The 11504-nt window shown below is 56.0% G+C and carries 13 protein-coding genes; 7 read left to right on the top strand and 6 right to left on the bottom strand.

Going from position 1 to position 11504, the window contains the following annotated elements; translation table 11 throughout:
- Positions 1-213 precede the first annotated feature (213 nt).
- Positions 214-615: an STAS/SEC14 domain-containing protein gene (locus ACB035_RS16225; RefSeq protein ID WP_371167698.1), complete on the bottom strand. Its 402-nt coding sequence runs from the start codon at positions 613-615 to the stop codon at positions 214-216.
- A 110-nt stretch (positions 616-725) separates the two neighbouring features.
- Complete coding sequence (locus ACB035_RS16220) at positions 726-1076, bottom strand: DUF3653 domain-containing protein (RefSeq protein WP_041207765.1); 351 nt, start codon at positions 1074-1076, stop codon at positions 726-728.
- 115 nt (positions 1077-1191) lie between these two features.
- On the opposite strand from ACB035_RS16220, the gene ACB035_RS16215 reads away from it, so the two are divergent.
- Together ACB035_RS16215 and ACB035_RS16210 are read left to right on the top strand one after the other, a co-directional pair.
- The gene (locus ACB035_RS16215; protein WP_371167697.1) at positions 1192-1332 is read left to right on the top strand and encodes a hypothetical protein; all 141 of its coding nucleotides are present in this window, start codon (positions 1192-1194) and stop codon (positions 1330-1332) included.
- A complete protein-coding gene (locus tag ACB035_RS16210) occupies positions 1293-1466 on the top strand; it encodes a hypothetical protein (protein WP_371167696.1) in 174 nt (57 codons plus the stop codon). Before ACB035_RS16215 ends, ACB035_RS16210 begins: the two co-directional genes overlap by 40 nt.
- A gap of 658 nt (positions 1467-2124) precedes the next feature.
- Here ACB035_RS16210 and ACB035_RS16205 read toward each other — a convergent pair.
- The 3 genes from ACB035_RS16205 to ACB035_RS16195 form a co-directional block, all read right to left on the bottom strand.
- Positions 2125-2463 (bottom strand): hypothetical protein, encoded by a 339-nt coding sequence (locus ACB035_RS16205; protein ID WP_139743047.1) that lies wholly within the window; start codon positions 2461-2463, stop codon positions 2125-2127.
- A gap of 353 nt (positions 2464-2816) precedes the next feature.
- A complete protein-coding gene (locus ACB035_RS16200; RefSeq protein WP_371167704.1) occupies positions 2817-4094 on the bottom strand; it encodes a tyrosine-type recombinase/integrase in 1278 nt (425 codons plus the stop codon).
- Between the two features lie 380 nt (positions 4095-4474).
- Entirely contained in the window at positions 4475-4777 is a 303-nt protein-coding gene (locus ACB035_RS16195) for a YebG family protein (protein ID WP_100653758.1), read from the bottom strand.
- A gap of 170 nt (positions 4778-4947) precedes the next feature.
- Between ACB035_RS16195 and ACB035_RS16190 the strand changes: the two genes are divergently transcribed.
- Positions 4948-5823 (top strand): esterase/lipase family protein, encoded by an 876-nt coding sequence (locus tag ACB035_RS16190; protein ID WP_371167695.1) that lies wholly within the window; start codon positions 4948-4950, stop codon positions 5821-5823.
- 90 nt (positions 5824-5913) lie between these two features.
- Here ACB035_RS16190 and ACB035_RS16185 read toward each other — a convergent pair whose 3' ends face one another.
- Positions 5914-7887: an SDR family oxidoreductase gene (locus ACB035_RS16185; protein WP_371167694.1), complete on the bottom strand. Its 1974-nt coding sequence runs from the start codon at positions 7885-7887 to the stop codon at positions 5914-5916.
- A gap of 248 nt (positions 7888-8135) precedes the next feature.
- Here ACB035_RS16185 and ACB035_RS16180 point away from each other — a divergent pair, with 248 nt between their 5' ends.
- From ACB035_RS16180 to ACB035_RS16165, 4 genes are all read left to right on the top strand, one after another.
- Positions 8136-8708, top strand: coding sequence for a phasin family protein (locus tag ACB035_RS16180; RefSeq protein WP_371167693.1), 573 nt, complete (start codon positions 8136-8138; stop codon positions 8706-8708).
- Between the two features lie 82 nt (positions 8709-8790).
- Complete coding sequence (locus tag ACB035_RS16175; protein WP_371167692.1) at positions 8791-9978, top strand: patatin-like phospholipase family protein; 1188 nt, start codon at positions 8791-8793, stop codon at positions 9976-9978.
- 1 nt (position 9979) lies between these two features.
- Positions 9980-10621, top strand: coding sequence for a TetR/AcrR family transcriptional regulator (locus tag ACB035_RS16170; RefSeq protein ID WP_021230121.1), 642 nt, complete (start codon positions 9980-9982; stop codon positions 10619-10621).
- A gap of 25 nt (positions 10622-10646) precedes the next feature.
- Positions 10647-11435, top strand: a complete 789-nt coding sequence (locus ACB035_RS16165; protein WP_111901103.1) for a hypothetical protein — start codon at positions 10647-10649, stop codon at positions 11433-11435.
- The last annotated feature ends 69 nt before the right edge of the window (positions 11436-11504 follow it).

Raw genomic sequence — 11504 nt, 5'->3', positions numbered from 1 at the left:
GAGCGAAGGGAGCGGAGTTATCCCCGCAGTGTGAAGCCAAGACCACAAAAGTATGCAGTGCAAAAAGCCAATAAAAACAATGCCAGTCAGGCTTAACTGACTGGCATTAGGGCATATGCCCCCTTGCTCTTTAACCTTTCCAGAGTTTCTTCATCCAGTAGAACGCGGCCATTTGCCTTTCGGATCGTTCTACTTGAATGATCGCAAGTGGCTCTATCTACTCGCTTGCTCTAACTGCTCGTTCAGCCAGGCCATTGCATCCTCGGTATTCTTGAACGTCTTCACGTTCTGGTACTTGATCTGAGGCACTCGCTCTATAGCGATGTCGTGGAGTACTTGGGACGTGATGACGTGAGCTTTTGCAACAAGCCTCTGGTTGTTGAGCCAACCATTGAAATCATTAGCGATACTGAGGGCTTCGTCAGTGCCTCCTTTGTAATCTCTGGTATCGATTAGCAGGCAGAATGGCTTCCCTTCCAAGGCCGCTATGAGTGATTTGACGCTGCTAACCCAAGCTTTACATCCTTCAGTATTGAAAGCTCCAATCAGTTTACTTGTGATCACTTGGCCTGAAATGCTTGCAGTGTGCTGACCATGACCAGAACAAAACTCCACTCGCCTACTCCTTGTGTAAAACAGCGCACAGATTGTGCCGATCTTGCATGTAGTATCAGTCCTTTACAAGCATATATCCTCAATCAAAAAGGGGGCTGTTGCCCCCTTCGTTAACTGACTCCCAGTTTTTTCCTCCAGTAGAAGGCTGCCATTTGCCGTTCGGATCTCTCCGCTTGGATGATAGCTATCGCCTCCAGCCTGCGCCTGTCATAGGTGACTCCTGTTGGTGAGACAAGGCAGTCATTCTTCATCCGCCAGCCTTCCCATTCCTTCCAGATAGTGGGCAACTCCCTACCCGAAGCCATACGCATAAGCCGTTTATAGGCAGGTGGGATCTCTTTGCCCTTATCCCAATATGTGACCTGCCTCACAGAAACAAAACAAAGATTGGCCGTTTCTTCAATTGATAAACCGCACTCAAACCAACGAAAAATGAAGTTTTTGGTCAACTCTCGTTCCATCCAAGTAAATACCTGATAAACCAGCAAAATTGCGTGGAGTGGCTTATCGGCGGGTTTCGGATGGGCATTTAACAAAACGTCGCATTATGCGCAATGGCGGGTGCGGGAGGACGAAATGAAGAGAACCGAACAATGGAGCCGCTTTGATGTGACTGACGTCTTGGCCACTGAGGCCGACATGGTTGCCTATCTGCTGGCAGCTCTTGAAGATGGTGATTGCTGGCAGCTCTTGAAGATGGTGATCCGGCGCTGCTGACTGCGGCGCTTGACGATGTGGAACGTGCTCGCGCCAAACTGGGTGGCCAGCCGCGCTACACGCTGGAAGAACTGTTGGCTCAGTGTGACCCCAATGCCACACCACCAGGTGAAATGGATTGGGGTCAAGATTAGAGATTACGAGGAATAAGCAGACGTATGCTTCGACGCATAATTATTGCAGGCCTCATTGGCTTTAGACCAAAGTTGCTCTGACGAGGCTCCAGACTTCTTCATGGCCTCATACTCTTGTTCTAGTTTTTTCTCATTCTCGCTGAGAACAAGCATCTCATCATCACATATGTTCATATATAGGAGCTTCCTCGTAAGTAGAGCAAAATGCTCTAGACAGATATGAGTCCAGCTTGGATGAATTTCAAGCTGTGGCGAGCTGAGGCACTAAACTGATGCCGATAAATGTGGTTATGGCATCACGTGAGAGATAACAAAGCTTTCTTCAGCCGGTTCTGCGGCACAATTTCTTCATCAATCCAGCGCATGACGATAAACCGTCACGAATGCCAGTCTCGGCCAGCTTAAGAAGATCCTCACCCAAGTCAGCAAGACCTGCTATCCGGTTCCCGTGCTGTTTGGCAATGTAGAGGTCGGCCAACTTGGCCAACTGATCCGCCAAAGCCCCCTCGCCCACAACATCTACTCGCTCAACCAGGAAGTCAGGCGGTGCCTTTTCCTAGTTGAAGTAGTCATCCCAATGATCAGATATACCCCCTCCCCTTAATCCTCACGGCTTATTGTTGTGGCTGGCATGATTGCGACTTTTTTGGAAGTCGGGTCAATTCATGTTCAAGGCACGCTTGGTGATGGCCAATGTGGGTGGCTGGCAGGTCAAGTAGAGGTTGCTGTTGAACTGCTGCAATATACGTTTGAGCTCGTTCATATCATCGGGATGGAGGGTTAAGGACCAGAGTGCTCTGGGCTGGCCGTGATGGAGGCCATTGGTATAGATAATGGTGCAATCTTCGATACGCAACTCTTTGCAGTGGGCCTCCATCTGCAGGCCCACATCCGGAAACCAGATATGCAGCGTGCCTGAAGAGATAAAGGTGAACTGGGCTATGAGCGACCCTTTGCCAACGATCCTGAAGGTCTTTTCCACCACTGCCACTTGCATACCTGCTCCTTGGTATCTCGTTGATATCGATATCAATATCACCAATGATGACTGGATATGCAAGTGTGATAACAAGGTGCTGTTCAACCGAATATGACTGCTTCCGGCATCGGGTGTTCTCGTTGTTTCAGCAAGCAATTTCGTTTCTTGCTTCTCTGCTACGGGATAAATATGTATGTCGCAGATGGCAAGGTGCCTGTTCTGAATCATCCATGTGAGCCAAAAATATTTCCTGAACCGATTGCCACCCAGAGAAGTACAACATTACCGCGCCAACTTCTAGGACACCCCAAACAAGCCATTCTGTGTTCTAAGAGCAGTCAATACAAATCAGGGGCATGTTACGTTGTTCGTTAGCTTTTGTGAACGTTATCTCTCATATGTTGGTTCAGTCGGTCCAGCGGCTTTTGCTGGGCGCTCTCATGTCGTTCACTGTTGCTGGTGTGCAGGTATTTCGAAGTGGTGTCGATGCTGTCATGTCCTGCATCGGCCTGTACGTGGGAGAGCGGCCGCCCGTGCAGATTGATGTCATGGGTGATCCCGGTATGGCGGATCGCATGGGGAGAGAGTTGCCGCATTTCGGCTGCATCCTGGGCAAATCCATCCTGCTCTGCCAATTCTGCCCCTTTACCGATGATCACCATGATCAAATCCCGTAGCTGGCGAATGCCGAGGTTGGCGTTGATCTCCCCCTGCTCGCGGCCGTGGGCTGCCGGTTTATGGCGAACGAACAGTGGCGTCTGTTCATCCGGTGTCGGCAAGGGAGAGAGACCGAGGAAGCGGCGGTAGCGTTCAAGTGCCGCCAACAGTGCTTGGGATACCGCTACGGTACGCCGTTTGCCCCCTTTGCTTTGCGGAATAAAGTAGCCCCAGACGCCGGTTTTGCGATCCCGCCTGAACTGCCCCATCACAGGGGTAAAGCCCGGCCGAGCTGCAACTTCAGAGATCCGCAGATAGCAGGCGTACATCATAATGGTGAGAAAACGGCTGCGCTCGTGTTGCTCCGGATGGTCGTTGGCAAGGGTATCGGCGGCCTGCATAACGTATGACCACTGCAATTCGCTGAAGGCCTGCACCTGATCATCGGCCTCCTGCTGTTGCGGCCGTTTGACCCGCTGCAGCAGCAGAGCGGGGTTCCTGTCCATGTACTCCTCCTGGATCAGGAACTGGAAGAAGGCCGACAGGATGGCGAGCTTGGTCTTCATCGCCTGCTCGCTCAGGCGATAGGGCAAGGTGCGGCCCAGCTCCCGTTTGCCGAGAAACGGTCGCCATTGCGGATTGGGCAACCGCTCTCCCCACTCCTTGTCGAGGATAAACTGCGCCACGTTGCGGTAGGCGATCAACTCGTCAGGGGGGGACTGACAATAGTCGAGATAGCGGATCATGATGCGGCGAGTGAGATCTTTCGGGCTGATGGCCGCCTCGCGAAAGCACCAGTGTAAAAAAGTGGTCAGTTCGCTGCGATAGGTTTTGTAGTTGTTTTCGCTGTTGCGCTGCTCTAGCAGCCAATCGACCGCCAGTTCGTAAACCAGCCCGGCATCGGGCACATCATTGAGGCTGAGGTTGGCAAGGTACTGATTGACCTGCGGATTGCCAGCTTCCAGATAGATAAGGTTGTCAAACAGCGGCATGGCTGGCGGCAAGGATAATGGTTGTTGAGTCATGGTGTTGCTTGTTGATGATGAGATGAATTGATATGGGCCTTTGAGCCGAGTTGATAGAAAAGGGCTCGTGATAGATGAATGCGGCTTCTATTGGGATTGGTACTACCTCTTGTTGTTGCTGATTAAGGTCACCGGGAGCGATCTGGATAACGTTCTCTTCACTGCTTGCTCATTATTTCCTCATAGTTCTGGCTGATGTCGCTCAGTGGTTAACGCTATTCAGTTATGCATTGGATATGCACCGTTGTTAAAAAATTCTCGGGGTAAATAGCCGTAAAAATGGTTTTAAATGCAAATAAAGTGAATGCGGCGAGCTGTTTATCCCGATAAATGGCAGGCTTGGGCAATCAGGCCACCTGCTTGAGTGGCTTCTCCTTGCGCTTGGCTGCTGGGGCCTCTTCCTCTTTCATGCCAGCCTGAACCTTGCCGCCGCGCAGCAGGGTTTGCAGCACATCGCGCTGCTCTGCCAGGTAGAATGCCAGACTTTCTTGCTGCTCTGGCGCCAGCTCGATCGGGGCGCCAGCCAACAGGGTCATCAACTCATCGGCCGTATCCAGCAGCTTGTCATAGGCATCGGCCTCTTTTTTGCTGGCAAAGGTCATTTTTTCCACTCCCCCACGAACAACCACATATTTGATCTCGACAGCCATGATGGCCTCCTCTTGGTGATGATGGATAGAGTATATGTATGGATATACAGTATTGCAAATAACCTCACCGGAAAAGAGTTCGCCGGGGTTTAGCGACAAAAGCCGCGCTGGATCAAGCTGTCTCAAAGTGCCATTTGACTTCCACGCCTGACTGGTCGGATCATGGCCTTATGACGATCGTACGACACCTGTTTATCCTGCTGATGGTAGAGGTGCTGCTCCTCGGGAGTATCGCCCACCTGGTCGTGGGACTCCCCTGGTTGCTGACCCTGCTGTTTGTCGTGTTTGCCCTGCTTGGGTTGCGCTGTCTGGTGGTGCTCGGCAGCTGGCTCTTTACCCGCTTCTACCCCTCCCCGGCTATCGGCACTTGGTGCAGGGTGAAGATGATGGCGCAGGAGATGCTGGCCTACCTCTACACCTTCACCTTGCTGTTGCCATTCGAGCCTTTGTTGATGGCACCCGATCGGCTGCGTTCATGCCAGCGCCCCGTATTGCTGGTGCATGGTTACGGTTGCAGTCGCGGGATCTGGCGTACCCAGCGCGCCCGGCTGGAGGCTGCAGGCCATGTGGTCGGCACCATTACCCTGATGCCACCATTTGGTCATATCGATGAGATGGTGCCGCTGCTGGCCACCCGGATTGACGATGTGCTGGCGCAGACCGGGGCTGACAAGCTGGTGCTGGTCGGTCACAGCATGGGGGGGCTGGTCTGCCGCGACTATCTGGCTATCCATGGGGGTGACAAGGTTGCGTGCCTGATCACCCTGGCTACGCCTCATCAGGGGAGTCAGCTGGCCGCCCTTGGGCTTGGGGCCAATGCCCGCGAGATGGAACCCGGTTCCGGCTGGTTGCAGCGTTTCGCTTCGGTGCCGCTTTGCGTACCCGGCATCTCGGTGCGAACCAGTCACGACAATGTGGTGATGCCGCAGGAGCGACAACGATTGGCGGGAATGGAAGATATCGAGTTGCCTGCCATTGGCCATCTCTCTCTGCTCTACTCCCGCCGCACGACTGATCTGCTGATTGAGTTGTTGTCCCGAGTCTGACCCTCCTTATTCGTCCTTCAACTGTTGTTCCAAATAAAACAGGGGCCTGATTGCTCAGGCCCCTGTTGATCTCTTTATCCCATCATCCGGTTAGAAGTGTATCCCCTTGATCAGGGTCGAGACGGCAACCTGATCGGCGGTCGCCTTGGACTTGTCGCCATCCTTGGGATCAGCAAAGGTGCGGAAGCTGGTGTTCATGATGACCTGAGCGACACGCGGAGCCAGAGCGTGAACCACCTGACCAAATACCCCGAGGCGAGTGGCCAGTCGCACATGCTTGTTGATGATGGTATCGCACACCAGATCGGCCGCCTCTTCCGGCGTCATCATAGGTACCTGCTCATAGACCTTGGTCGGTGCGACCATCGGCGTTTTCACCAGCGGCATATTGATGATGGAGAAGCTCACCCCCTTGTCGGCAAACTCGGAGGCGGCAGTCCGCACCCAGGCATCAAGGGCCGACTTGGAGGCAACATAGGCGGAGAAGCGCGGCGCATTGGTCAACACCCCGATGGAGGAGATGTTGATGATGTGCCCTTTTTTCTTCTCGATCATGGTGGGCAGTACCCCCATGATCACCTTGAGCGCTCCAAAGTAGTTGAGCTGCATGGTGCGCTCCAGATCGTGGAAGCGATCGAAGGAATCCTCGATGGAGCGGCGGATGGAGCGGCCGGCATTGTTGACCAGAATATCGACGCCGCCGTGATCGGCCACGATGCGAGCGGTGATCTCCTCGGCCTGCGCCAGATTGGAGAGATCCCCCTGATAGATCTCGATGGTCAGCCCCAGCTCGGCAAACTCGGCTTTAGTCTCGGCAATCTTCTGCTCGTCGCGGGCGATGGTAACGACGTTGGCCCCCGCTCCAGCCAGCTTGCGTGCGGTTGCTCGGCCAATGCCGGAGGTGGCCCCGGTCACCAGCACCACCTTGCCCTCTACCCGACCACGTAGGGAGCGATCGATGAAGAGCTCCGGGTCGAGGTGGCGCTCCCAGTAATCCCACAGCCGCCAGGCGTAGCTGTGCAGCGGTGGCACTTCGATGCCGGTCCCTTTCAGTACCCGCTGGGTTTCGCGACTGTCGAAACGGGTGGGGTAACTGATAAGGCGGAACACATCCTTGGGCAGACCCAGATCGGCGATGGCGGCATCGCGGATACGGCGCACCGGCGCCATGGTCATCAGCATGGCGGTCAGGTGGCGGGGAATGAAATTAAAGAGAGAGGCGTTGATGCGGATCGCAGGCTCTGGCGCATGGGCGGCGCGGGAGAAGGTGCTCAGCATGTCGCCGACCCGCATCGGGTTGGGGTCGGTCAGATGGAAGGTTTTGTTCTCCTCTCCCTCCTGATGGGCGATATGCACCATGGCATCGACCACAAAGTTGACCGGCACTATGTTGATGCGTCCGCCCTCAACCCCGATGGCCGGCATCCAGGGCGGCAGCAGACGGCGCAGCTTCTGGATGGTCTTGAAGAAGTAGTAAGGGCCGTCGATCTTGTCCATCTCGCCGGTATTGGAGTCACCGACAACGATACCCGGGCGGTAGACCCGCCACGGAATAGTGCACTCGTTTCGCACAATCCCTTCCGCTTCGTGCTTAGTCTGGAAATAAGGCATATCGAGGTGTTCGGCTTCATCGAACATATCCTCGCGAAACAGACCATCAAAGAGACCTGCGGCAGCAATAGAGCTGCAGTGATGGAACTGCCCCGTCCCCAGCCGCTCGGCAAGTTGAACGGCTTGACGGGTCCCTTCGGTGTTGACCTGCTGCTGGATCCCCGCCTTGGCGTTGAGATCATAGATGGCCGCCAGATGGAAGAAGTGGTCGATCTTGCCGATCAACTGCTCCTGTATCTCGATCGATACCCCCAGCAGCGGTTGCGTCATGTCGCCAAAAACCGGGACCGCGCGCGATTCATCCACATTCCAGAATGAGAACAGCTCTGGCAATTTTTCCTGATGAGAGGCGCGCATCAGAAAATAGACGGTACAGTCGGGATGCTGTTGGAATAACTTTTTGATCAATCGACGCCCGATAAAACCACTACCGCCAGTAATGAAATAGTTCATAAAGAGAATCCTGCTACTGATTAGGGTGTTACTAGGTTGTTAGATATATCACGATTCATATGGGAATCCGCAATTTGATTGTCGGTTCGTGAGCAAACCCTAATTTCGGTGGTATGCCTGTTCCGTTATTAGGTAGAACCCTCTATTTTTTGTCCCTAGACTGAAGTTGAAAAATCAGTAATGCCACAACCCGATTGCAGTTTCGTTGTCGCCATTACATTTAACTGTCGTTATTCAAGGAGAAGATCATGGCTAAGAAATTGAAAGCGCTGGCAGGGTCAGTGACCGACAACCAACTCACCTCCACCATCAAAGAGTCCACCCAGCAGATCTGGTTGGCGGGTCTGGGTGCTTATGCCAAAGCACAGGAAGAGGGCGGCAAGATTTTTGAAGCCCTGGTGCAGGAAGGGGAAGCATTGCAGGCCAAAACCCGTCAGAGCGCAGATGAGAAGATTGCCGCTGTGACCGACAAGACCGCCAATACCTGGGGCCGTCTGGAACAGGTGTTTGAAGATCGCGTGGCCCGCGCTGTGGCCAGCCTCGGCATTCCGACCCGCAAGGATATCGACAAGCTCTCCAAGCGCATGGCCGAGCTGACCGATGTAGTCCAGCAACTGCTGGATGCGCAGGAAGAGGAAGTCCCTGCCGCTGAAGCCAAACCGACTGCCGCCAAAAAGCCCGCTGCCCGCAAGCCTCCGGTAAAGAAGGCACCGGTAGCCAAGGCCAAAGAGGCCGTGGTTGAGCAGGCCGCCGATCTCCTCTCCGCAGCGGAAGATGCGGTGAAAGAGGTGAAAGCCAAAGCAGAGAGCGTCCTGCCCTGATCCCTCGCGGTGACGGAAGGTGATTGATACCGGCCCATGCCCTTCGCTGGGCCGGTCTTGTCATGGATAGGGAGGCAACGCTATGAGTACCATCGCAATTGCCCTTGCTGGCGGCGGGCCGCTCGGCGGCATCTACGAGATCGGTGCCTGCGCAGCCCTCTCTGACAGCATCAACGGCCTGCGCCTTGACCATGCCGACATCTATGTTGGCGTCAGTTCGGGGGCCGTGGTGGCATCGGCGCTGGCCAACGGTATCTCGCCGGCTAAGCTGGTGCGGATCCTGCTCAGCGATGATTCGGGGGAGATGTTTGACCCGGCCACCTTGCTGCGCCCCGCCTTTCGTGAATATGCCGACCGCCTGACCTCGCTCCCGCCGCTGGCGTGGCAGAGCCTGACCTACTATTTGGCGGCGCCCTGGAAGCGCAGCCTGTTTGAATCGCTGCAGGGGCTCTCCAAGGCCATTCCGACCGGACTGTTTGACAACCGCGGGGTGGATCGCACCCTGACCCAGTTTTTCTCTCGTCCCGGCCGCAGCAACGATTTTCGCCAGCTGCGCAGCCGACTGTTTGTGGTCGCTACCGAACTCGATACCGGCCATCCGGTCGCCTTCGGCAGCCCGGGGCTCGATGACGTGCCTATCTCGGCGGCGGTACAGGCGTCAGCCGCCCTGCCCGGCCTCTTTCCCCCTTCATTGATCAACGGTCGTTACTATGTGGACGGGGCGCTGATCAAGACTTTGCACGCTTCGGTAGCGCTGGAAGAGGGGGCGGATCTGGTGTTCTGCATCAATCCGCTGGTGCCCTATGATGCGGACATGGCCGCCGGCGCGCCCACCAATCTGGTGGACAGCGGTCTGCCGGTGGTACTGGCCCAGACCTTTCGCGCCATCATCCACTCCCGCATGCATGTGGGGATAGATCGCTACAAACACCAATATCCCGACGCCGACGCCTTGCTGTTTGAGCCCTCTTCTGCCGATGGCGAGATGTTCTTCACCAATGTGTTCAGTTACCGGGATCGCCGCCGCCTCTGCGAGCACGCTTACCAGCATACCCGCCGCGATCTCTGGCAGCGCCGTGACGAGCTGGCGCCAGTGCTGGCCAAACATGGCCTCGAGCTCAATTTGGCCGCGCTGGCCGATGAAGATCGCACCCTGCTGGCCCCCGGCATTGGCTCGGTCGCCGCCCTCGACAAGTCGCTGGAGCAGTTGCAGCACTGGCTTGCCAAACGCTATCGCCACGGCGTGCGCCGTTCATCACCAAAGGAGTAGCATGGATCGCAAACCCAAACGTCGTACCCGGGAGCGGATCCTGACCACTGCCCTCGCCTGCTTCAATCGACAAGGGGAACCCAGCGTCACCACCTCGGCCATTGCGGCCGAGATGGAGATCAGCCAGGGCAATCTCTACTACCACTTCCACAACAAGGAGGAGATCGTCAACGCCCTGTTCTGCGAATTTGAACAGCAGATGGATCGCCTGCTGGAGGCTGTCAGCACCCCGTCCGATGAGCCCGAAGATATCTGGCTCTTTCTCCACCTGATGTTTGAAGCCATCTGGCAGTACCGTTTCCTCTACTACGATATCGCGACCCTGATGAGTGGTTATCATCAGGTGGAACAGCGCTTTTCCGCCCTGCTGCGCCGCAAGGAGCAGACCGCCATCGCCATTTGCAACCATCTGCAAACGGTCGGGCTGATGGAGGGCACGACGCAACAGATGCGCACGCTGGCGGCCAATGTGGCGCTGGTTGGCACATTCTGGATCTCTTACCAGCGGGCACTGCACCCCAAGGCGGACGCCGATATCGCCCTCGGCGTCTTTCAGGTGATGCAACTGGTCGCACCCTATTTGCGGGCCGATGCCCGCGCTCATCTGGGCGCCCTCGCCCACCACTACACCGACAAGGTTTGATTCACATGCTACAGGGAGAACAAGCATGACCACTTCACAACTCGAATTTGTCCCCTTCCCCTACGCGGATGCGGCCTATGACTATGCTGGCCAGAAGCTGGCGGACAACTGGGATCGTCTCCATCAGGGGGATGCCGAACCCTGGCCCGAGGATGAGCAGGTACAGGATGCCTGGCGGGCCTATCATGCCGGGGATTTTGCCCGGGCCGTCGCCCTTGGCGAAGCGGCCGGTGAGGCAGGCCTCAATGTGGCAAACAAGGCGCTGGTGATCCACGCCAGCTATCTGCTGGAAGACAAGTATGCCAAGCGCGCCGCCTTCGAGCGGGCGGCCAGCCATGCCGAGAAGCTGCAAAAGCGCCAACCCAAGAACGCCAACGCCTGGTATTTCCACGCTCTGGCCCTCGGGCGCTACAGCCAGGTGATCTCCATCTCCAAGGCCCTCTCGCAAGGAATTGGCGACAAGATCAAGGCAAGCCTTGAGAAGGCGCTGGAGCTGGCGCCAGATCACGCCGAGGCCCATATTGCCTTTGGCGCCTGGCACGCGGAGATCGTCGACAAGTTGGGGGCCATGATCGGCGGCCTCACCTATGGCGCCAAGAAGGAGGAGTCCGAGCGTCACTTCAAGGAGGCGCTGGCGCTGATCCCCGAATCGGCTATCGCCCGCATGGAGTACGCCAACGCTCAGGTAATGCTGCACGGCAAGAGCCGCCTGAAAGCAGCCGAAGCCCTCTATGCTGAAGCCGCCGAGTGCGAACCCATGGATGCCATGGAGCGCCTTGATGTAGAGGCGGCGCGCGAGGAGCTGGAGGATTAACCGCCACTCCTGCCACAAAGAGGTGGCAAAACAAGAGGCCAACCCGCGGGTTGGCCTCTTTTATGATGG

The sequence above is a fragment of the Aeromonas sp. S12(2024) genome, from assembly GCF_041402305.1.
Lineage (GTDB): Bacteria > Pseudomonadota > Gammaproteobacteria > Enterobacterales > Aeromonadaceae > Aeromonas > Aeromonas veronii.
Note: the sequence above shows the minus strand (reverse complement) of the source record. Positions and strands in the feature narration are given on the sequence as shown.